This is a genomic window from Paenibacillus agilis, from assembly GCF_007786455.1.
GTDB lineage: Bacteria > Bacillota > Bacilli > Paenibacillales > Paenibacillaceae > Paenibacillus_B > Paenibacillus_B agilis.
The window spans coordinates 12,522-34,199 of the sequence record NZ_VNJK01000009.1 but is presented as its reverse complement, the minus strand read 5'-3'; the positions used below and the strand labels follow the sequence as shown (position 1 = coordinate 34,199).

General features: G+C 45.3%; 21 protein-coding genes. All 21 read right to left on the bottom strand.

All coding sequences use genetic code 11. The features are described from left to right. Nucleotides 1-3 precede the first annotated feature (3 nt). The 21 genes from FPZ44_RS25710 to FPZ44_RS25610 all read right to left on the bottom strand — a co-directional run bounded on the left by FPZ44_RS25710 (nucleotide 4) and on the right by FPZ44_RS25610 (nucleotide 21,528). Nucleotides 4-282 carry an RNA-binding S4 domain-containing protein gene (locus tag FPZ44_RS25710; RefSeq protein ID WP_144995431.1) on the bottom strand — a complete coding sequence of 93 codons (279 nt, stop codon included), beginning with the start codon at nucleotides 280-282 and terminating at the stop codon, nucleotides 4-6. After that, complete coding sequence (locus FPZ44_RS25705; protein ID WP_144995429.1) at nucleotides 282-554, bottom strand: HU family DNA-binding protein; 273 nt, start codon at nucleotides 552-554, stop codon at nucleotides 282-284. Before FPZ44_RS25705 ends, FPZ44_RS25710 begins: the two co-directional genes overlap by 1 nt. Before the next feature lie 201 nt (nucleotides 555-755). Next, nucleotides 756-2,246 (bottom strand): bifunctional methyltransferase/pyrophosphohydrolase YabN, encoded by a 1,491-nt coding sequence (gene yabN, locus FPZ44_RS25700; RefSeq protein ID WP_144995427.1) that lies wholly within the window; start codon nucleotides 2,244-2,246, stop codon nucleotides 756-758. Between the two features lie 200 nt (nucleotides 2,247-2,446). Next, nucleotides 2,447-4,102: a putative polysaccharide biosynthesis protein gene (locus tag FPZ44_RS25695; protein WP_144995425.1), complete on the bottom strand. Its 1,656-nt coding sequence runs from the start codon at nucleotides 4,100-4,102 to the stop codon at nucleotides 2,447-2,449. Nucleotides 4,103-4,524: 422 nt separating this feature from the next. Then, on the bottom strand, nucleotides 4,525-5,067 hold the full coding sequence (gene spoVT, locus FPZ44_RS25690; RefSeq protein ID WP_144995423.1) for a stage V sporulation protein T: 543 nt from the start codon (nucleotides 5,065-5,067) through the stop codon (nucleotides 4,525-4,527). A 596-nt stretch (nucleotides 5,068-5,663) separates the two neighbouring features. Then, entirely contained in the window at nucleotides 5,664-6,791 is a 1,128-nt protein-coding gene (locus tag FPZ44_RS25685; protein WP_144995421.1) for a peptidylprolyl isomerase, read from the bottom strand. After that, the gene (mfd, locus tag FPZ44_RS25680; RefSeq protein WP_144995418.1) at nucleotides 6,778-10,305 is read right to left on the bottom strand and encodes a transcription-repair coupling factor; all 3,528 of its coding nucleotides are present in this window, start codon (nucleotides 10,303-10,305) and stop codon (nucleotides 6,778-6,780) included. The genes FPZ44_RS25685 and mfd overlap by 14 nt, the downstream gene beginning before the upstream one ends. A 273-nt stretch (nucleotides 10,306-10,578) precedes the next feature. Next, nucleotides 10,579-10,809 carry an anti-sigma-F factor Fin gene (locus tag FPZ44_RS25675; protein WP_144995416.1) on the bottom strand — a complete coding sequence of 77 codons (231 nt, stop codon included), beginning with the start codon at nucleotides 10,807-10,809 and terminating at the stop codon, nucleotides 10,579-10,581. A gap of 64 nt (nucleotides 10,810-10,873) precedes the next feature. After that, nucleotides 10,874-11,434 (bottom strand): aminoacyl-tRNA hydrolase, encoded by a 561-nt coding sequence (gene pth / locus FPZ44_RS25670; protein ID WP_144995414.1) that lies wholly within the window; start codon nucleotides 11,432-11,434, stop codon nucleotides 10,874-10,876. Nucleotides 11,435-11,584: 150 nt separating this feature from the next. Beyond that, nucleotides 11,585-12,538: a ribose-phosphate diphosphokinase gene (locus FPZ44_RS25665; RefSeq protein WP_144995412.1), complete on the bottom strand. Its 954-nt coding sequence runs from the start codon at nucleotides 12,536-12,538 to the stop codon at nucleotides 11,585-11,587. Nucleotides 12,539-12,605: 67 nt separating this feature from the next. Next, nucleotides 12,606-14,003 (bottom strand): bifunctional UDP-N-acetylglucosamine diphosphorylase/glucosamine-1-phosphate N-acetyltransferase GlmU, encoded by a 1,398-nt coding sequence (gene glmU, locus FPZ44_RS25660; RefSeq protein WP_144995410.1) that lies wholly within the window; start codon nucleotides 14,001-14,003, stop codon nucleotides 12,606-12,608. Nucleotides 14,004-14,117: 114 nt separating this feature from the next. Beyond that, a complete protein-coding gene (gene spoVG / locus FPZ44_RS25655) occupies nucleotides 14,118-14,402 on the bottom strand; it encodes a septation regulator SpoVG (RefSeq protein WP_028595205.1) in 285 nt (94 codons plus the stop codon). 138 nt (nucleotides 14,403-14,540) lie between these two features. Beyond that, a complete protein-coding gene (locus FPZ44_RS25650; protein WP_144995408.1) occupies nucleotides 14,541-14,924 on the bottom strand; it encodes a RidA family protein in 384 nt (127 codons plus the stop codon). 25 nt (nucleotides 14,925-14,949) lie between these two features. Next, nucleotides 14,950-15,804 carry a pur operon repressor gene (gene purR / locus FPZ44_RS25645; RefSeq protein ID WP_144995406.1) on the bottom strand — a complete coding sequence of 285 codons (855 nt, stop codon included), beginning with the start codon at nucleotides 15,802-15,804 and terminating at the stop codon, nucleotides 14,950-14,952. A 124-nt stretch (nucleotides 15,805-15,928) separates the two neighbouring features. Then, nucleotides 15,929-16,783, bottom strand: a complete 855-nt coding sequence (ispE, locus tag FPZ44_RS25640; RefSeq protein WP_144995404.1) for a 4-(cytidine 5'-diphospho)-2-C-methyl-D-erythritol kinase — start codon at nucleotides 16,781-16,783, stop codon at nucleotides 15,929-15,931. Between the two features lie 158 nt (nucleotides 16,784-16,941). Further along, nucleotides 16,942-17,121 carry a small, acid-soluble spore protein, alpha/beta type gene (locus FPZ44_RS25635; RefSeq protein WP_144995402.1) on the bottom strand — a complete coding sequence of 60 codons (180 nt, stop codon included), beginning with the start codon at nucleotides 17,119-17,121 and terminating at the stop codon, nucleotides 16,942-16,944. Between the two features lie 193 nt (nucleotides 17,122-17,314). After that, the gene (veg, locus tag FPZ44_RS25630; RefSeq protein ID WP_144995400.1) at nucleotides 17,315-17,590 is read right to left on the bottom strand and encodes a biofilm formation stimulator Veg; all 276 of its coding nucleotides are present in this window, start codon (nucleotides 17,588-17,590) and stop codon (nucleotides 17,315-17,317) included. A 155-nt stretch (nucleotides 17,591-17,745) separates the two neighbouring features. Next, complete coding sequence (gene yabG / locus FPZ44_RS25625; RefSeq protein WP_144995398.1) at nucleotides 17,746-18,639, bottom strand: sporulation peptidase YabG; 894 nt, start codon at nucleotides 18,637-18,639, stop codon at nucleotides 17,746-17,748. Between the two features lie 120 nt (nucleotides 18,640-18,759). Further along, nucleotides 18,760-19,653 (bottom strand): 16S rRNA (adenine(1518)-N(6)/adenine(1519)-N(6))-dimethyltransferase RsmA, encoded by an 894-nt coding sequence (gene rsmA, locus FPZ44_RS25620; protein WP_272482998.1) that lies wholly within the window; start codon nucleotides 19,651-19,653, stop codon nucleotides 18,760-18,762. Nucleotides 19,654-19,688: 35 nt separating this feature from the next. Beyond that, a complete protein-coding gene (gene rnmV / locus FPZ44_RS25615; RefSeq protein WP_144995396.1) occupies nucleotides 19,689-20,261 on the bottom strand; it encodes a ribonuclease M5 in 573 nt (190 codons plus the stop codon). Nucleotides 20,262-20,406: 145 nt separating this feature from the next. Then, nucleotides 20,407-21,528: a 3D domain-containing protein gene (locus FPZ44_RS25610; RefSeq protein ID WP_144995394.1), complete on the bottom strand. Its 1,122-nt coding sequence runs from the start codon at nucleotides 21,526-21,528 to the stop codon at nucleotides 20,407-20,409. Nucleotides 21,529-21,678 lie beyond the last annotated feature (150 nt).

Here is a 21,678-nt window from a genome sequence, read left to right as displayed (position 1 = left end):
CATTTACCATCCAAAGTCATCTTGCTTTGGAATCGGTTCCTCTCGTAGCAGCGTATACATGCCAGCGGCCTCATCCTTCTTGGTCGTCTCCTGGAGACGTTCAACACGGATGGTTACGTATTTCTGCCCGAACTGAACCATAATTTCGTCGCCTACTTTTACGGCACTGCTAGGCTTCGCTTCGCGGCCATTCAACACAACGCGCCCTTGTCCAGACACATCCTTAGCGACAGTCCGTCGCTTGATGAGTCTAGATACTTTCAGGAACTTATCGAGTCTCATTACTTAACTGCTTCTTTAAGCTTGTTACCTGCTTTGAATGCAGGAATTGTGGATTCAGGGATCTCGATTGTTTTACCTGTTTGCGGGTTGCGACCAGTACGGCCAGCGCGTTTGCGAGTTTCGAATGTACCGAAACCGATCAATTGAACTTTGTCACCTTTAACAAGTGCGTCAGTTACTTCGCCGAAGAAACCATTCAATACTGCTTCTACGTCTTTCTTAGTCAAACCGCTTTTCGTGGAAATGTTGTTCACCAAATCTGTTTTGTTCATGTCTATTGGCCTCCCAATTTTTTAAATCAATAATAGAGTCGTTGCGGCAACCGCAGACCTGCAATCGTCTTTACTAACAAGCAGTATGAAATACGTTGCATGTATGTATTCTTGCTTAATTAGTAAATTCCTCCCCAAGCACGGCACTTTTTCGAAATTTGACGAAAATTAAGGAATTATAAGAGCCAGCGCTCGCTTGGATTACGATTCTATCAGTTTAGCCTCTTGCCACCACTTCTCCATTTCTAGTAAATCAGTCTGGTCAAAAGATTTTCCGTTTATACGAAGTTGTTCTTCTATATAGCGAAATCTTTTTACAAACTTGCGATTCGTGCCTGTAAGGGCTTCTTCTGGATCTCCCTCGATAAAGCGCGATACATTCACAGCAGCGAACAGCAAGTCGCCCAGCTCTAGCAGCGTATCCTCTTGACTTGTGTCGTCTGAAAGAATAGCCTCTCGCAATTCTTGCAATTCTTCTGCTACTTTGTCAAGTACATCTTCTACGCGTTCCCAGTCAAATCCAACTTTTGATGCCTTCTTCTGGATTTTGTAAGCTTTCATAAGGGCTGGAATATCACGCGGTATACCGTCTAAAACGGACGCAGAAGCCTGCTCGGCTCCCTTCAAACGCTTCTCTTCTGCCTTCATTTGCTCCCAATTTTTGAGCGCAGCTTCAGCGTCATTCGCTGTTTTGTCGCCAAATACATGAGGATGACGGAAGAGCAATTTTTCATTCAAGCTTTGGATGACGTCATATACAGTAAAGCTTCCTACTTCTTCTTCCATTTGGGAGTGAAGCATAATTTGGAGCATCAAATCGCCAAGTTCCTCCTGCATCGCAGTCGGATCATCATCATCAATTGTCTCCAACACTTCGTACGTTTCTTCAATTAAATTTTTACGAATCGATTGATGAGTCTGCTCCTGATCCCACGGACAGCCATCTGGGCTGCGCAAAATGCCGACGATTTCATGTAATCGTTCAAATGTCCTATTGCGCACTGCTTCATCTTCTGTACGCGGGACATAAATAAGAGATAAGTTCCCATATCCTTCTACGCGATCCAGCTCATACAGCGGCACGCGAAGAATTTGCTCTGCACCGTGTATACCTAGAGCATGTCCTACAACGACCTCATAGTCATCAGGGTATACTTCCATGAGACTAAGCTTCACATCTGAGGCCGTAAACATATCGTACACCTGTCCGATGACGATATGCAAATTTGGAGATAAGGACGCTGGATTTAGCATCGTTGCATCAAGTAGTTGGAAACCATCGATTGGATCAAAGCCAAGTCGAACAAAGGCTTGATCAAGGAAGCTTTCTCCCCCAAGTACAGTTAATTCGATCCCTTGTGATGGACAGCGCTCAGACAACAGGCTGACCGTTGACTCCGCAACTCGCGGATGCCCCGGTACCGCGTAGACAATCGTTCCTTCAGTAGCATGCGCTTGCGCAATAAGTCGCTCAGCGATATCGTCGTACACCGCTGGGAAGCTGTCATGCTCTGTATATACGCTATCAAAGGTTGTATATGATATTCCTTCTGCACGGAGCCATTCGACAACAGGATGGTCCTCTGTACGAAGGTAAAGATGTGCTGCGTCGCGCAGCTGCCTTGCAATGCCAAGTGTCAGCTGGCTCTCGTCGCCGGAACCTAGGCCGACGGCGATCAATTGTCCGCTCATCGTGAATGCAGCCTCCTTCTAGGGCTTAAAGGTAGTAGATATAGAGCTGTGGCGCACCGTATAACGATGCGTACGAACTATTTTAAAGCAAGTAAGCGTTAAGCCGCAGCCGCTAGCTCTGCGGCGTTTAAGAGGCATTCCGCTTGAGCTTACGCTTACATGCGCTGAAATGCCTAGGCTGTGGCGCTGTGCATCACAGCCTATTTGTCGCGCGTTAAGCGCGTGGCCAGCGCAGCTAGACGCTGGCCTACTTTAGGCAGTGCGGCGAGCTCAGCCGGCCGCACAAGCCGCAGCGTCACTGCGAGTGCGCCGAATAGCAGCGCGCCGAGCAGTACGCCTATAGCGGTAGCGGCGCTAGCACCGCCACGGCCGCCGTCGCAAAGGTGGGCAACTGCGGTGGACGTTAGCCACACCGCGCCGCCCATGGTGGCTAGCGCCAGCGCTAAGCGCGCTGGGCCCTGTGCCCATACGCTAGGGCCTGCGCCGCCTGCACGCGCAAGCGAGCGTGCTCCCAGCATCGCAGCAACCGTAAGCGATGCCAGCGCGGACAACGCCGCGCCTTCCAAGCCCAACGTCGGCACCAGCCAGACGTTCAGGCTCACCTTCACCAGCGCCGCTGCTAACAGATGCAGCGCTGGTGCAACAACAGCACCGACACCCTGCAGCATCGCGGCACACACCGCCTGCAGGGCGCCTGGCAGCGCCGTAAGGGACACGAGCACGAATACAAGCGTACCCTTGTCCTCCATATACAACGCGGCGTTCACATGCGCCGCTAAGGCGGTCAATCCGACCGCAGAAGCAGCGGCAAGCAGCCACGTCCATTTCATCGCGGCCGCAGTCAAGGCTTGTACCTGCTTGGCGTCACCATTCCGCCGAGCCAAAACAAGCGCTGGCACAAGGCCAACGGCCAGCGAGCTAGCAACCATCGTCACGAGCTGAACCAATGGGAATGCCCGACTATATACACCGAACTGCTCCATCACTTCCAGCTCACTTACTCCGCTTCCTTGCAGCAAGCGCGGAAGCGTGAACGTATCTACCACATTCATCATAGGTACGACAACCGCTCCAAGACAAATGGGCAGCGCCGTCCATGCGAGCCGCTTCATCCACAGCCAAACACCAGACACATTCGATATCGAATCCAGCAATGTGGGTGCATGAAGGTTACCTTTCGCACGCATATCTTGTACGGTTCTCCATCTTCTCCGTCCCATTACAATTACGAGCACAATGAATGCAAATAATGCACCAGCAAAGGAACCAAAGGTAGCTCCTGCAGCCAGTTTCGCTTCGGTTGATTCATAAAGATATAAGAGAAGCAGCAGCATGATCATCACGATAACACGAGCCGTCTGCTCAACAACCTGCGATACAGCCGTTGTTGCCATGCGACCCCGACCTTGATCATACCCGCGCAGAACCGCCAATACCGGCAATATCAGCAGGGCATAAGACGATGCACGAATCGCTGCCTCGGTTTGCGTATTTCCAATCCAGCCCGCGATGGTTCCTGACCCCATATACATGGCCACGAACCCAACAACCCCAGTAACAGACATCATCACAAGGCCGGCAGCAGCTATTTGATACGAGCTTGCCCGATCATAAGCAGCCTCCGTGTCTGCAACCAATCTGGCGACTGCTACAGGAATGCCTGCTGTCGCAATCACCGTTAATAAAATATAGAACGGGTATACCGTGTTATAGATACCGAATACACCATCGCCCGCAATATTTTGCAGTGGAATCTTCTGCAGTGTTCCAAGCAGCTTGGAGGTTACTGTAGCCAAGCCAAGCAATAAGGCTCCCTGCACAACAACCCCTGTCTGGGCCGTTTGTTGTTCCTTCACGACCAATCACGCCTTTAATAAAGTTCGAATCATTTCGTGAAGTATTATAAGCATTTACACCGCCCACGTCCACCAACGACACCAATCCAGGAGATAAAGTGTCATTCAAATAAGATCGATTTCTCACCTGCATATGTTCTTATCTTCAAGATGTGTTAGTGCAGACAGCTTTATACGTTCACGTATGTAAATACTTCTGCAAAACTAGGTTAAAGAGCTTCATGTACGATGCACATCATATCATCCGTTCTAACAGATACATGAATTTGTGCTCGTAACATGCAAAAATGCAAAAACTCCCGTCGTATTAACGCTGGCGCCTTCGCGCTCGCTTACGACAAGGAGTTTAATTTGCTTAAGTATAGGTTGAATCACTCATCATTCCAAATACGAGTGTTTCTGGCTGTTTCAAAAGTGGAATCTTATTGTTCCATTTGCTTGCCCAAGAAAGCAGCAGCTGTTTCAGCCATTTTTTGTTCCATAAGTCCCATTTTTACGGACTCGTCTTTGTTCATCAATACAACTGTACCAATTGGGTCTCCACCGGAGATAATTGGAGCGATAACATAAGAAGACAACGTCTCGCTGCTATCTTTTACAATTTCATAAGAACCAGCATTTGTTTCTGTAACCGTCTTACGGTTTTCCATGCAGTTTTCCAACAACATACCGATCTGCTTGTCCAAGAATTCTTTCTTAGATCCGCCAGCTACTGTAATTACAGTGTCACGGTCAGAAATAAGTGTAATGTGGTTTGTGCTCTCATAAAGAGATTCTGCGTACTCCTTAGCGAAGTCGCCCAACTCACCAATTGGAGAGTATTTCTTCAAGATTACTTCCCCATCACGATCAACGAAGATCTCAAGCGGATCTCCCTCGCGGATACGCAACGTGCGACGAATTTCCTTAGGGATAACGACACGTCCAAGATCATCAATACGACGAACAATACCAGTAGCTTTCATGACATATATGCCTCGCTTTCACAATGTGTGTGGTTAGGACTTGCTTAAGTATTATTGGTAATCAGAGGCGATAACGATATGGACTGTTAAACTGACCATAGTATTCAACTGCCTCCATGTTCTTATACATACTTCATAATACGTAGGGAAACTGATCCAGGTTACAAATAAAATCACATTTTTCGACACTGTGCGACAAAAAACATTGCTGTTTTCAAAAAGTTTTCACATATTCATCTATCATTTATGAAAAAACCAGAAAATAGGTCAAGTATCCCTTTCAAAAATCCACCTTTGACATCTTACTCGATTATCCCAAAAATGTCCACCTTTGGAGGACGATTTTTTTACATTCTTGCATAAATAACGTAAGTTTTATACCGATAAATCAACAGTGTTACCAATTTCAATCAATAGAGTGTTTACCTGGAATGTATTTTAGTCCATTGTGAGTAGACAATTTTTAGGTGATATTTTGTTGCTTATTTATATTTCCCCTTCTGTGCATAAAAAAACAGCCACCCTTTCGAGGAAGGATGGCTGTCGAATTTTTTAGAACCATGTAGTAATAATTATTCACTAATAGGTCTAAAGAACTATTTTTTATCTGCTTCTTCAGCTGGCTTGTCCGCTTCTGTACCTGCAGCAGGTTTGTCAGCTTCTTTTTGATCAGCTGGCTGCTCAGTCTTAGGCTCCTCAGTTTTAGGTGCCTCTGGCTGTGGAACAGGAGGAAGCTCAAGCTTCTTGATAAGTTTTGGCAACTCATCTTTCATGAACTTGTCCATGTATTGCGTAGCAGCAGTTGCACGCACCATGTTCATTTCTTCCTCTGTCAACTTATCAAACTGTTTCTCTGTACGCTTTTCGACACGCATAACATGATAGCCATACTCTGTCTCAACCGGCTCAGAAATTTTATTTAGCTCCAATGTCAATGCAGCTTCTTTAAATGCAGGTACCCATTGGCCTACTTGCGCATCAGCATACAAACCGCCATTTGCCTTAGAACCGCCATCTTCGGATACTTCACCAGCAAGCTTCGCGAAGTCTTCACCCTTCTTCAGACGAGCCTCATACCCTTTAGCAATTTTCAATGCTTCTTCCTTTGTACGCTCTTTACCGCCTTCAGGCTTGAATTGTACAAGAATGTGACGCACGCTCGCTGTAGTCATTTCCTTCTTAACTTTCTCGAACTCAGCCTTCAACTGCTCGTCTGTTACTTTTTGATTCATATCTGCTACAACCGTCAAAATACGGGCTGTGAAATCTCTCATTTCAGCTTCTGTTACTTTTTGAGCTTCAAGCATTTTTTTGAACTGCTCATCACCAAGCTGTTTTTTAATTGCGTCGATTTGCTCGTTCGCTTTTTTCTTTCCTTCTTCTTTCGCTTTATCTGTTGCTTTCTCAGCTAGATACTTATAAGCGATCGTTTCTTTTGCAAAATGCTCACGGAATTGCTCAATTTGAAGCAACTGTGCAGATTGCGGATCGAAAATAGAGCGAATTGCAATTTCTTTATTGAACTCGTTTTCTGTAAGTTGGCCGCCCTCATACGTAGCAACCACTTTGCTGTTGTCTTTTTTAGCTTCTGTCTTTGTGCCTTCTTTAGTCTCTCCAGCGTTGTTATCAGAACCAGCTCCACAGCCTGTTACGACAAGCGCAAATACAAGCGTAAGTGTCATCAGCATTCCCTTCCAGGAACGTTTCTTGTTATTTTGTGACATTTTGGAGTTCTCCCTTCGATTTTATTGCATCTTTTGCTTCTTGCATCAATTGCTCTAGCTTCATCAAGAGCTGCATTCCATCGTAGCCTCGAGCTTGCAACTTAATTGGACCGTTGACATTTTGGTCTACGACGAAGCGTCTGTCGATACCAGTGGCTAAAGCAGCCATCTTCTTACGATCAAGACGCGCTTCTGCCAAAGGATGTACCTTCAGCTGCACATCATCCCCACGCTGTGACAGCGCTTCAAAGCCATACTGCTTCGCATACCATTTTAGGCGTGAAACAGCTAGCAATTGCAGCACTGCAAGCGGTGGCTCACCGAAGCGATCGACCAACTCATCACGCAGCCCCTCAACTTCATCAAGTGAAGAAAGGCCAGCAACTTTTTTATATATTTCAATCTTTTGAATACTATCATAAATATAATCGCCGGGCAAATAGGCATCAATGTTCAGATCGATCAACGTTGTCCAATCCTGCTGCTCCTCCATAACAATGCCATCCAACTCCGCTTTGCGCTTCGCCACTTCATCGCTCAACATTTGAGAGTACAAATCAAAGCCGACTGACGCAATAAATCCATGCTGTTCTGCACCTAATAAATTGCCAGCACCACGAATAGACAAGTCGCGCATCGCGATCTTAAAGCCCGACCCTAGCTCGGTGAACTCTTTAATGGATTGGAGACGCTTCTCTGCTAATTCGTTTAGCACTTTGTCGCGCTGATACGTAAAGTACGCATAAGCAATCCGATTTGAGCGCCCAACGCGGCCCCGCAGCTGATACAACTGAGAGAGGCCCATCTTATCAGCATCATGAACGATAAGTGTATTTACGTTAGGTATATCAACACCGGTCTCGATAATGCTTGTGCTTACCAATACATCATGCTCGCCATCCAAGAAATCAAGAATCGCCTTCTCCAGCTCTTGTTCAGACATTTGCCCATGTCCGACCGTTACTTTTGCTTCAGGAACAAGCATTTTAATATGATCCGCCATTTGTGTTATCCCTTGTACACGGTTATACAAATAATACACCTGTCCACCGCGCGCCAGCTCACGTTCAATTGCTTCTCGTACAAGTGCATCACTGTGTTCCAAAACGTACGTTTGGACAGGGAAACGATTTTCTGGCGGTGTTTCAATAACAGACAAATCTCGAACACCAAGCATCGACATATGCAACGTTCTAGGAATTGGAGTAGCCGTTAACGTCAGCACATCCACGTTCATTTTCAGCTTTTTCAGCTTTTCTTTATGCGTAACACCAAAGCGCTGCTCTTCATCAACAATCAGCAAGCCAAGGTCCTTAAATACAACGTCTTGGGATAGCAAGCGATGCGTACCGATAATGACATCAACAACACCTGACTTAACGCCCTTCATCGTTTCATTTTGCTCCTTACGAGAGCGGAAGCGGCTTAATACCTGTATGTTGAATGGATAGTCGGCAAAGCGCTCACGGAACGTTTCGTAGTGCTGCTGCGCTAAAATTGTTGTAGGAACGAGCACAGCTACCTGTTTACCTTCAATAGCTGACTTGAAAGCAGCACGAATCGCTACCTCCGTCTTTCCGTATCCTACGTCTCCGCACAGCAAACGATCCATTGGACGCGGCATCTCCATATCTTTCTTAATTTCCTCAATGGCACGAACTTGATCCCGTGTCTCGTCATAAGGGAACATATCCTCAAACTGCTGCTGCTCGGACGTATCTTTTTCAAAAGCATAGCCTGGTGAAGACTGCCTTGAAGCATACAATTTAATTAAATCATCTGCGATATCTTTAACCGAAGAACGAACTTTATTTTTTACTTTCGTCCATTCCGTACCACCAAGCTTATTGATCTTCGGTTCTTTTTCTTCAGAGCTTACATAACGCTGAATGAGATGCAACTGATCAACAGGGACGGATAACTTATCTCCGCCAGCATACAAAATATGCAGGTAGTCTTTATGGATACCGTTAATCTCAAGCGTACCTATACCCACATATTTGCCGATTCCGTGATTGTGATGAACGACATAATCGCCCACCTTCAATTCAGAGTAGCTTCTGATTCTCTCAGCATTATCTACTTTGGCATCAGTTCTGCGCACTGTTTTTCGCTGCTTCTGCGAGAACATTTCCGCTTCAGTGATGACGATTAAATGGATCGAAGGAAGCTCAAAGCCACTTTGCAAATTCCCCTTCATAATGGTTGGTTCAGGAATTTGATAGTCTTCTAATACCCGACGAACTCGATCTACACGCTCGTCTCCATTAGCTAAAATAATGACGTTCGCATTCGACTTTCTCCAACGCTCCATCTCTGCTTTTAGCACATTCATTTGCCCATGGAAGTTCTGCATGGAACGGCACATGACATTGACGATATTTTGAGGATGTGTATTAGGTACTTGGCGAAGGAACAATGCAACGAAAATGGTCTGGAATGGTCTCTTCGTCAACACTTCATCCGAAGACTTCCCAAGCCCCAGTGCAGGCAGTGTCTTGCCATGCTGAAGCAAATGAGTATTCCACTCTACTTCATCCCGCTCTAGCTGCTTAGCCGTTTCCAATACGCGTGCAGGCTCATCAATGATAAGCAGCGTGTCCTTAGGCATGTAGTCATACAACGTATGTCCTTCTGGATACATCAAGGTTACATATTTGTACATCTCATTGAAATACATACCTTCACGTAAGCGTTCGATCTCATGATGAATTTCTTGGCGCAGTCGATCTTTTACTTGACGATCGCTCATCTTCGCAAGCTGCTCCTCCAGTAATTGCGCTGCTCGATCAGCAGCCCGTTCGAACTGGCCGCGTTCGCCAATTAGCTCTTTGCTAGGGGTAATAAGTAAACGGTCCAATTTTTCCAATGATCGCTGATCGGTTGGGTCAAAAGAACGAATAGACTCCACCGTATCATCAAACCATTCCAAACGATATGGCAATTCCGAGGTGTATGGATAAATGTCCAATATTCCACCGCGAACACTCATCTCACCCTTGGACTCAACGCGTTCTGTACGCTCATAGCCGACTGATACCAAAAATGAAAGTAATTGTTCAAGCGGCTGTTCTTGATCAACAGCAATCGTCATTTCTGCCTTTGCCATTACTTCCTTAGCTGGTAAATATCTGCGTAGCCCGGCATAAGGAGTTACAACAATCCCTCGGAAACCTTTCGCCAAGCGTGTCATTGCTTCAATTCTCTGGGCAATTACTTCTGGGCTTGAAATGGCTGCTTCAGCCGCTACCAATTCATTGGCAGGGTATAAGAGGACTTGGTCTGGAGATAGACACTCTTGTAAATCTTCCGTTACTTTCTGTGCAGAGAACATATTATGTGTCACCACAAGTACTGGACGGTCTAGCTGCTCTGCCAATGAAGCCATCATCACTTGACGTGCAGAGCCCGATAAGCCAGATACAAGTTGTTCTTTCATACCGGCACGAACGCCGGATACGATAGAATTCATATCGCTCTCAGTAGATAATGCTTGCATGAGTGCATTTAACAAAGATAGGCACCTCTTTCTGTAACCAACCAAGAAATAACGAGCAAAGCCCCCTCGGGGACTCCATGCTCCTATATCATTACGAATATGATTGCGATCATCATCGCCATATTCAATTGACTAACAACCATGTTGTGCTCCGTCTCATGAAAGCCTATCTTGCTGTAGTACGGATAAACAATAGGTACATGCTTATGACATTCGCACCAAAAGAGCCTCGGCTAATTAGCCAAGGCTAGCAGAACGACCTTAACGAAAATAGGCGAAGCCATATCACTATTGAAGGGGAGAAGCTAGAAATGCTAGTTCTGGATGTCTGGTATAAGCCTCCTGACATAAATCACATGTCATTCGCACCGTTATGTTGCCATCTTCTTGATGCTGAACATAGTGACGGCGCTCCTCCTCCGTGAGCTGATGGAATCCAAGCCTCTCATCATCTGCTATTGCTGCTTCTAGTCGACCTAGCAGCGAGTGGCAATGCTCGCAAACATAATTCACCGACATGTATATGCCTCCTCAGAACGCAATATACCGTCTATTATGCCCCACAGTTGCCATCATTAGCCGATTAACCGTTGTATTTTGCCATCGTCTGCTCAAAGCTATTGGTTAATGCATATTGTACCGCGTCACAAGTACGCTCGACAGTCTGCTCCAATAGAGAAGCATCTGCCTTCGGAAACGCTTCCAGTACATAATCCGCAATATCGCGCCCAGGCGTCGGACGGGAAATGCCCATACGCACTCGATTAAAGGACTGCGTCCCTGTATGCGCAATAATAGACTTAATCCCATTATGTCCACCTGCGCTACCTTGATAGCGGAGACGTACTTTTCCAAGCTCTGTATCCATATCATCATACAATACGATAAAATCATCAAGACTCGCTTTGTAAAAATCCATATAAGCACGGATCGATTCACCTGACAAATTCATATACGTCATCGGCTTGATTAATACAACCTTCTCCGTACCTACACGTCCTTCTCCCATTAAAGCCTTAAACTTATTTTCTTTCACTTCAATATTGAATCTTCTTGCCAATTCATCGATCGCCATAAATCCAATATTATGGCGGGTATTCACATATTTTGCACCCGGATTACCGAGTCCAACAATCCACTTCATGCTCTCTCACCTTTCTAAGCATTTTGCATCCCCTAGCTCCTAAAGGGATTCCTATTGGAGCTACTGGAGAATGCTGACAAGGGTTACATCTACCGATGATGAACCGGTTGATGTAACCCTTCTGCTATGGGAATAAATCCCTATACGGTATTACTCAATCTCGAACAATTTACTGATCGAAATTTCTTCATGAACACGAATGATAGCTTCGCCCATAAGCGGAGCTACAGACAACGTGCGAATTTTACTTGATGGGTTCGGATGGGTAACCGGAATTGTATCCGTTACAACGACTTCCTTAAATGGAGAGTCTTCAATACGCTGCATAGCAGGACCTGACAATACAGGGTGAGTACAAGCAGCATAAACTTCTTTCACACCAGCTTCAACAAGTGCATTTGCACCAAGTACAATTGTACCTGCTGTATCGATAATATCATCGATAATGATAGCTGTTTTGCCTTTAATATCTCCGATAATATTCATAACTTCGCTCACGTTTGGCTCTGGACGACGCTTGTCAATAATCGCAAGCGGAGCGTTCAAGAAGTCTGCCAATTTACGTGCACGAACAACACCACCATGGTCAGGAGAAACAACCACAACGTTCTCCATTTGTTTGGAGCGGAAGTATTGTGCCAAGATTGGTACACCAAGCAAATGGTCAACCGGAATATCGAAGAATCCTTGAATCTGTGTAGCATGCAAATCCATCGTAATGACGCGATGAGCTCCTGCTGTCTCGATCAAGTTCGCAACCAATTTCGCAGTGATAGGATCACGGGAACGTGCCTTACGGTCTTGACGAGCATAGCCATAGTAAGGAATAACGACGTTGATGCTCTTTGCAGAAGCACGCTTCAACGCGTCTACCATGACGAGAAGTTCCATTAAGTTATCGTTTACAGGTGCACAAGTTGATTGGACAACATATACGTCGCAACCGCGCACACTTTCATGCAAATTCGTCTGGATCTCACCATCACTAAAGCTATTTGTATTCGCATCTCCTAATGGAATACCAATATAATCGGCAATTTGCTGTGCTAGCTTAGGATTCGAGTTACAAGTGAATAGTTTCAGCTTGGAATCACAATACGTCATAATCGTTGTTTACCCTCCGGCTGGTTTAAATTCAATTTATTTTAAAATTACTTATTACTAATAGCAATTAAGAATCTGTTCTTGCTTTCTTCGCTTTCGCACGAGAACGAAGCTTCTCAGCATAACCTGACTTGTTTACTTGTCTTTCACGCGCAATCGCCAAATCATTGTCTTCGACATTTTGCGTAATTGTAGATCCAGCAACGACGTAAGCACCATTACCGACTGTTACAGGGGCAATCAAGTTGACATTGCTGCCTACAAAAGCATCATCGCCAATCTCTGTAACGGATTTATTATATCCGTCATAGTTTACGGTTATTGCACCACAGCCAATGTTTACATTCTTGCCTACCTTAGCATCGCCAATATAACTAAGATGCGATACTTTGGAATGATCATCTATTGTCGCATTTTTGATTTCTACGAAGTCACCTATCTTCACGTCTTGTCCAATATGTGAACCTGGACGCAAGTAAGCATACGGACCAATTGAGCTGTCATGCCCAACCTCAGCCTCTGTAAGTACAGACTGTTTCACGCTCACTCGATCACCAATTGTAGAATCTGCAATCTCGACGTTAGGACCGATCGTGGAATCAATACCGATTACTGTATTGCCTTTAAGCATCGTTCCAGGATACAGAATCGTATCTGCTCCAATGCTTACAGTAGACTCAATATACGTCTGAGCTGGATCGATAATGGTTACCCCATTCAACATATGCTGCTTATTGATACGCTCTTTCATGAGTCGTTCTGCTTCAGACAGAGCCAGGCGATCATTTACTCCAATAGACTCTCCAGCATCTGCCGTGCAGTACGCACGAACAATATCACCTTGCGCCTTCATGATGCCGATGACATCTGTCAAATAGTACTCTTGCTGTGCATTCGCATTCGTCACCTGTTCAAGCGCGGCAAACAGCTTAGCATTATCGAAGCAATACGTACCTGTATTAATTTCGTTAACGAGTTGTTCTTGCTCTGTCGCATCTTTCTGCTCAACAATTTTCATGACCGAACCATCTTCTGCTCGAATAATACGCCCATATCCTTGAGGATTATCCAGTTCAGCCGTCAAAATCGTTGCCGAAGCGCCTGATTCTTGATGCAGCTTCATTAACATCTCTAGTGTAACAGATGTAACGAGCGGTGTATCACCACAGATCACAATTGTCGTACCTTGCTCTTCATCAAGAAGAGCCTTTGCTTGCTTGACCGCGTGACCCGTACCAAGCTGTTCGGCTTGAAGGACGAATTCTGCTCGATCCCCCACGTAGCCTTGAACGGCTTCTGCACCATGTCCTACAACGACAACCTTACGTTCACACTGTACTTGCTCAACAGCCGTCATAACATGACCAACCATCGGCATTCCGCATACCGGATGCAGAACTTTATACAATTTAGACTTCATTCGCTTGCCTTGTCCTGCGGCTAGCACAATGGCCATTCTTTTCAAAGTATCCGACCTCCTGCTCCTGTATCCATACTAGAATATATCCTATTATAGCAAAAAAGAAAAGAGAGCCCCATGATTGGCCCTCTTTCTTTGTAACCCCAAATATTCCCTTGATTAAGCGCCCTCTTCAATAACTTCCTCTTCTGTTGCAGCACGCTCATATTCAGCCAGTACCGCAGCTTGAATTTTTTCGCGAGTTCCTGAAGATATAGGATGGGCAATGTCGCGGAATTCGCCATCTGGCGTTCGTTTGCTAGGCATTGCCACAAACATTCCGTTGTTGCCGTCGATAACTCGAATGTCATGAACTACAAACTCGTTATCGATCGTAATTGATGCGATTGCTTTCATTCTCCCCTCAGTGTTGACGCGGCGGAGTCTAACATCAGTAATTTGCACGTGTGTTCACCACCTTTTTCCATACAAGACTTGGTGTAATATTCCACACGCGCAAACAAAATCCTTCTTTATTTTGCCAAGAAATTAACTTTTGTTTGAACTTTTATTCCGATTTTAATTAATTCGACAGCGTTCGATTCACTTCGTAGCAATCAATTCGATTTCGACAAATACATCTTTAGGCAGCCTCGCCACCTCAACGGTTGAACGTGATGGCTTATGCGAACCGAAATAAGTTTCATAGATTGCATTCACTTGTGCAAATTGATTCATATCTTTCAAAAATACGGTCGCCTTTAGTACGCGATCGAACGAAGAGCCTGCCTCCTGTAGAACCGCCTGCAGATTCTGAAACACTTGGTGAGTCTGTTCTTCGATGCCGCCCTCTACAAGCGAACCATCTGGACGCAAAGCAATCTGACCTGAAGTAAGAATCAGGTCACCATAAGTAACCGCTTGCGAATAAGGACCAATAGCTTGCGGAGCATCCGATGTTGCTACTGTATGAATCGGTTGAGACATCTTAAAACACTCTCCTTTGGATAGTTTAAGCTTCTTCCGTACCAAACTCCATATTCTTGTCAAACAAGTTGCCAGGCTTCACTGACATCTGACGTGTTCTTGTATCAATTGTTCCGACACGCATGAGCGACACATAATCATGCAGCAAACGTTCATCATTTGTCACGTCCTTGGACTCTACAAGCACACCTACACCCGCTACGGTAGCATTGAATTCTTTGAGCAACTCAATCATACCGTTTATCGTTCCACCTGCGCGCATAAAGTCATCAACAACTAATACACGTGAGCGCTCTTTCAGCGCACGACGAGCCAACGTCATCGTATGAATGCTCTTCTGCGAGCCAGATACATAATTAATGCTAACAGCAGAACCTTCCGTCACAACATGATCTCGTCTAACAAGCACAACGGGCAAATTGAGATGAGCAGCAGTTGCATATGCAATCGGAATGCCCTTTGTCTCCACTGTCATCACACAATCGATCTCGTGATCTGCAAATACAGAAGCAAACATCCGTCCAATTTCATTCATTAAGCCCGGCTGGCCAAGTATGTCAGTCAAGTAATAGTATCCACCTGGCAGCATACGATCTGGCTGCTGCAATTCGTTACAAAGCTCTTCGATAAGTTCGAGTGCTCTTTCTTTAGAGCACTTCGGGATAAACTTAACTCCACCTGCTGCACCCGCTAAAGTAAGCAGCTCACCCGTGCCTTCACTCTCGCACACTTCTTTAATGATTCCCAAGTCCTCACTGATAGAAGACTTTGCTGCACCATAACGCTCTGCAAACGTAGTCAGTGGAATAAGCGTATGAGGATTGGACATTAAATATTGTGTCATTTCCACGAGACGAGCACTTCGCTTTAATTTTTTCATCACGTTCTTCCTCGCTAAAACCGAATATTATATTCGGTATAATACATTAATGTTCGTTATTTTTCAAGGAAAACCGCATTGTCGTTTTCATTTATTTACATATTTAAATGACCTAACATTTACCTTACGTAAGCATACGCACCGCATACACTTCTTTGCAGAAACCGCGCAGCCCATTATAAATTCTTGCAACTTTTGATTCTTTTGATACAAGTCCAAACACAGTAGGCCCGCTTCCGGACATCAATACACCATCAGCACCAAGTCGAATCATCGCTTCTTTGAGCTGCAGTACCTCAGGATGCATCGGTAATGTGACATCTTCCAATACATTACCTAAATGCGTACATATATCTGCAAAAGATTGCTGTTCAATCGCTTGTACCATATTAGCCAAGCTTGGATGCTTATTAATCCGATCTACCTTGAAGTTCCCGTACACATCTGCCGTAGATACGTTAATAGGTGGCTTTGCTAGAATGACCCAGCATTGCGGGGGATTGATGATCTGCTCTAACTGTTCACCTCGTCCGCGCGCAATTGCTGTCCCGCCTGTGACACAGAATGGTACATCCGAACCAAGCTCAGCTCCTAGCTTCAACAGCTCTTCTTGCGGAATATTGAGTTGCCACAATCGATTTAGTCCTCGCAGTGCTGCTGCTGCATCACTACTGCCACCAGCAAGTCCAGCTGCAACGGGGATATGCTTATCCAAGTGAATGTATACTCCCTTACGGACGTCGTAGCGTTCCTTGATGAGTTTAGCAGCTTGAAAAGCCAAATTCTTCTCATCAAGAGGTATGTAGCCTGCTTGGCTGGATATGATAATGGTGTCTCGCGGAAGTTCCTCCATTTCCAATCGGTCTGCCAAATCGACCATCGTCATGACCATTTCGACCTCATGGAAGCCATCTTCCCGCTTGCGCAATACGTCCAGCATCAAGTTGATCTTAGCTGGCGCTTTCTCGTATATTTTCACCGGCCTTCACCCTTCTTTATCCTACGGATCGCTTTCGTTATTATAACAGACTCTCCGAATCAAGTCATTCGAGAACAGCCTACCCAACGACCTGTCATACAACGAAAGCGAACCCGCTCTTCTTTTTCAAGAGGCATGGCTCGCTTCCACTCCAACCATTATCCTTTACGTGCAGCTGCCTCCTCCGCCATTTGGATAGCTCGCTTGATCATATTGCCTGCATCCTTGGCCCGGATACCTCCCCAACCTTCCTTTTGCACCGTATCATAGAAACCTAACTCTTTAGCTAATTCAATCTTCAGTTCTTCTGACATGATACTGCGCCTGCGTCGACTCAAGGTACAACCCCCTCAGGATAAAAAAAGTATTAATACCGTATGCCAAACAGAGTAAGCGTACCCTCCTGTATTAGTTTGCGCGTCCATGCGACCATTATGTATGGATTGTTAAGCTAGTTGCGCTGACCCAAGTCACCACACCATATATAAGAAAAAAAGCAGCCCAGAAGGGCTGCAACTGAAACGGGTTATACTAACCGCGAATATATTCGATCTTTAATTCGCCGTTATCTGCGCAGACGGTAATCTCTACCGACTCCGTCAATATATCTGCATAGCTGTAGGATACTCGTTTGAACGCATTCTGTTCCTCATCCAGCTTAACAATAAAAACAGAATGGTAGGTCTCTTCCAATACGCCTGTACGCTCAATCGTCTTGCGACGGCCACCATTTGCGCGAAGCAAAATCTTCTGACCGACGTGAGATTCCAGATTGCGTCGTATTTCCAAAAGCGCGTTTTTCGCCATTGGTACTACCACCTCTTTTCTTGTCCTATTATAACGAACAAAAGAGGTTATGTCAAATTAAACAAATAATTATAGCAACAACCATGTTTTGATGTCAATAAAATTTTTTATCCAATTTTGTAGCTTGCCCGATGACTACTAGTTCTATTCCTAACTCAGATCATGGATGGAGTAACCTGCAAGCTTGAAAGGTCTTTCCACTTAGGCATACCTACTCGGTAACTGCCTCTTGTCTCTACTCCCCCCAGACCCTCCATACCAGTAATCATATGCGGCGTAATATCAGCCATCTGTACCGTATCCTTCACAGATGTATACGCTGCTTTAGCAGCTACATAAACAGGATCGAGCGCATGTATCATAATACGTCCAGGCGAACTGGCGAAGTTAGCTCCAACTTGCAGTAATGCTTCAAAGTGAGACTGGCATGCCCCTGCAACAATATTGAGCAAATCATAATGCTTCTCATATTGTCGAGCCGTTCTTACAGCATTCACGAAGTGCTGCGAGTTTTTGTAGCTTTGCAGGCTGTATAGATCGCGATGCTTCAAACCCTTCAGTACACCATCATGCCCTGTAATAACGATGATATCCGGCTTCACACGAGGAAGCAGCTGTGCAACAGTATCGGACATCTTTGACTCTGGTACATAATGCCCTTCAGCAGGTACACGCAGTTGATGATATACAGCCATACTTTTACGTAAATAAGAAGCATCTCCATCCAAGTGAAGAATTTTACCTGGCATCTCAAAATAGGAGGCCTTGCTCGTTGTTTCTGAAGATTGGATATCATTCTTACGGCGTTCTGTTTGGCGCTTGCGATGCTGTTGGATTGATTCAACCGACTGGATCATCTTAATTTGCGCTTGTCTTGTGCGACGCCTTAGTGTCGTATCTGACACGGTAAGGAGGTCGTTCAACGGAGAATCTGCGATCAAGCGATAGTCCGTTCCTTTAAGGACCGTCATCTGGTTCATAACGTGCTCTACACGAAATGTAATATCTCCGCCGTAGGACTTGCGCACGACCAAGTCTCCTACCTTCATAGGTTCATCACCTCTTTGACTATGGTATGGGCAAGAGCTTGATTTGGTTCATGGCCATAATAAAAACGCACAATGGTATAAGCAGATACTGCTCTCCCATTGTGCGTTCTCCGTTTATTTCTATTCAGGTTGCTTTATTAATGATCCAATAGCGTCGCTAAGGCGCGCAAACTCTTCAAGCGACAATGTCTCTCCTCGACGCTTTGGATCAATTCCTGTGGTTTCAAGAGCTCCCTGAAGCCCTTCTATACCTGCCTCAGCACCATAACGGGCTTTAAGGTTGTTCCACAGCGTTTTACGGCGCTGTGCGAAGCTAGCCTGTACCACATCAAAGAACAGTTTTTCGTCATTCACTTGTACAGGTGGATTTTCACGAACCTTTAGACGAATAACAGCTGATTCTACGTTCGGCTGCGGAATGAATACGGTATGAGGCACCGTGCATACAATTTCCGGCTCGCTGTAATATTGAACAGCTACCGTTAAGCTACCGTAATCCTTGCTGCCTGGAGACGCCGCCATACGTTCAGCGACTTCTTTTTGGATCATCACGACGATATTTTTAAGTGGCAATCGCTCTTCTAACAATTTCATCATAATAGGCGTTGTCACATAATAGGGCAGGTTTGCTACAACACTTACCTTCTCCATACCGGAGAACTGCTCTTCGAATAAGGCCGATAGGTTCACCTTAAGAACATCATTATTTACAACACTCACGTTGGCATACGGCTCCATTACCTCACCGAGGATCGGAATGAGTCGCTGATCGATCTCAACCGCTGTAACCTTGCCCGCTTCACGAGCTAACTGCTCGGTTAATGCTCCAATACCAGGACCAATCTCCAAAGCGCCTGTCTTGTCATCCAGTTCAGCAGACTGAACGATTCTGCGCATAATATTCATATCGACAAGGAAATTCTGCCCCAAACTTTTCTTAAAGGAAAATCCATGCTTTTTTATAATTTCTTTCGTACGCGACGGTGTCGCGATATCCATCATTGAACGCGTCATCTTGTATTCCCAGCCATCCTCTCTTACTTCCCTTACTACTGTTCTTCTTTATGCTTGGCTTGCTCAATCTCTCGATACAAATGAGTTAAAGCATCCTCGAACTCTTCACGACTAATCTGGAATGCCGTACAACGCTTTAAAAATTGCTTAGCATTGCAATAGCCAATACCGAGCAGCTCCCCGAGCCGCATACGGCGATCGGCAGAACCAGGATGTGTGGTTAATCCCGCTTCGATCAGATCGGTCCACGACAACACTGTACCCTGGAAAGCTCCCATTTCACTTTTTACACGGGACAATGCTTCTCTTATATGTTCAGGGGAGGCATTTTCCACCCCAATATCTCCGTTAGCTGTTGCTTTGTCTCTTGTGATAAAGGCGTGCTTGCAACCAGGCACTCTTGCTGCGATCGCCTTTCGAATCCGCTCACCTGCAAAATCAGGATCGGTAAAAATAATAACACCTCGTCGCTCCTGTGCGAGGGCAATTTTGCGGAAAGTCATCTCATTGAGTGCAGAGCCTCCAGTCTCAATTGTGTCCGCCTCTACGGCACGCTTAATGGCAACGGTATCATCTCTGCCTTCCACTACTATTAGTTCCCGAATCAAGCAAATAGTACCCCTTTCCTTTGTCAACTCCATTTACGCAAAAAAGAAGAGGGAGTCCCCTCTTCTTAGCATGACATAAACCGTTGTGAATTACTATATGTTAAATCAACAGCTGCATTTTACAGCGACGTGCAGTCTGTATCGTTTAGTTTGCCTCCGGTTTCACAGGGCCGATAATGTATACCGTATACCCTTTCTTACGACCGAAGCGATTTACTTGCTTAGAGCTGTCAAAGTATAAGTCTATAATCTTTCCTTTAACGGCACCGCCTGTGTCCTCAGCACGACGGAAACCGATACCTTCGATATAGACCCACCAGCCAAGCGGGATAACCTTCGGGTCAACAGATATCGTTCTCCCTGCGGTTACTTTGGTACCGGAGGCAGTTGTTGCCCCAGCCGATCCTGGCGTTTCTGTGTAGGCAGTCAATTGGAAATTGCCTAGCTTCCGCTTATAGTCGAAGTTAACACCATCTTTAAGTACATTGCCTTCGATATCTCCATCTGCCGATAAAACAGATACTTCAGGAACTTTCTTCGTTCCATACGTAATGACTTGAGGAACTGCTTTCGTCTTTACATCTTTATTAATCATCTTCTTATATACGAGCTTACCATCTTCATACGTCTTTTCAATCTGCTGAACGACAAGTCCTGCTTTACCCTTTTGAACCGTCTTCTTCGTTCCCTTTTTCATATTCGAGTCTGCTTTCTTAACGACCGTATAAGGAACTTTGATTTCACGCTTCACAATATCCTTCTTCACACGAACAACTCGGATATGCATGTCGCGCTTGATGGCTGCATCTTGGCTTGGATACACCTTATCTGCTTTATTAAGCTGAATCTTATTCGATTGAAGTGCTTCCCCTACATCATCCTTAGTCGTAAACAGTTTCTTGCTCTTGCCGTCTACTGTTACTTTAATAGGCTGCGCACGCTCAATCGTAATGCGTGACCCCTCTTCTACTTTCGTATCCAATCTAGGTGACACTTCATCATGTGCACCTACAACGATGGCATGCTCATCCAAAACATGGCCAATCGTCTGCTTACGGGACTCTACCTGTCTTTCAACATCGTCAATGACGATGGAGACGGATTTCTTTGCGTAACTGAACCCGACTAAAAAACTAACAACTGTTATAGCAACAACGATAAGTGTTATAACTGAAATAATACGCATATTTTCATGCTTCCACCGCATTGCGAATGACTTGCTGGATGATCGGGGTTCATGGGGTTCGTTATGAACGAGTTTTCCCACTTTCTCGGACCTCCTTACATAGTCCCGCCGTCGAGAGTTGTGCATGATACATCTGACGCGACTATAAAGTATTTTTGCAGAGAGCCTACTAGGTTTATGCTGCATAACTCTCCACACCAACTAGCAGCTAAGGTCTAGTTCACCTCCTGT

What these genes read in the sequence shown, in the direction of transcription:
- FPZ44_RS25710 (WP_144995431.1), bottom strand. Translation starts at nt 282, where the DNA reads ATGAGACTCGATAAGTTCCTGAAAGTATCTAGACTCATCAAGCGACGG.
- FPZ44_RS25705 (WP_144995429.1), bottom strand. Translation starts at nt 554, where the DNA reads ATGAACAAAACAGATTTGGTGAACAACATTTCCACGAAAAGCGGTTTG.
- yabN (WP_144995427.1), bottom strand. Translation starts at nt 2,246, where the DNA reads ATGAGCGGACAATTGATCGCCGTCGGCCTAGGTTCCGGCGACGAGAGC.
- spoVT (WP_144995423.1), bottom strand. Translation starts at nt 5,067, where the DNA reads ATGAAAGCTACTGGTATTGTTCGTCGTATTGATGATCTTGGACGTGTC.
- FPZ44_RS25685 (WP_144995421.1), bottom strand. Translation starts at nt 6,791, where the DNA reads ATGTCACAAAATAACAAGAAACGTTCCTGGAAGGGAATGCTGATGACA.
- FPZ44_RS25675 (WP_144995416.1), bottom strand. Translation starts at nt 10,809, where the DNA reads ATGTCGGTGAATTATGTTTGCGAGCATTGCCACTCGCTGCTAGGTCGA.
- pth (WP_144995414.1), bottom strand. Translation starts at nt 11,434, where the DNA reads ATGAAGTGGATTGTTGGACTCGGTAATCCGGGTGCAAAATATGTGAAT.
- FPZ44_RS25665 (WP_144995412.1), bottom strand. Translation starts at nt 12,538, where the DNA reads ATGACGTATTGTGATTCCAAGCTGAAACTATTCACTTGTAACTCGAAT.
- FPZ44_RS25650 (WP_144995408.1), bottom strand. Translation starts at nt 14,924, where the DNA reads ATGTCTCAACCGATTCATACAGTAGCAACATCGGATGCTCCGCAAGCT.
- purR (WP_144995406.1), bottom strand. Translation starts at nt 15,804, where the DNA reads ATGAAAAAATTAAAGCGAAGTGCTCGTCTCGTGGAAATGACACAATAT.
- veg (WP_144995400.1), bottom strand. Translation starts at nt 17,590, where the DNA reads ATGGCGAAAAACGCGCTTTTGGAAATACGACGCAATCTGGAATCTCAC.
- yabG (WP_144995398.1), bottom strand. Translation starts at nt 18,639, where the DNA reads ATGAAGGTAGGAGACTTGGTCGTGCGCAAGTCCTACGGCGGAGATATT.
- rsmA (WP_272482998.1), bottom strand. Translation starts at nt 19,653, where the DNA reads ATGACGCGTTCAATGATGGATATCGCGACACCGTCGCGTACGAAAGAA.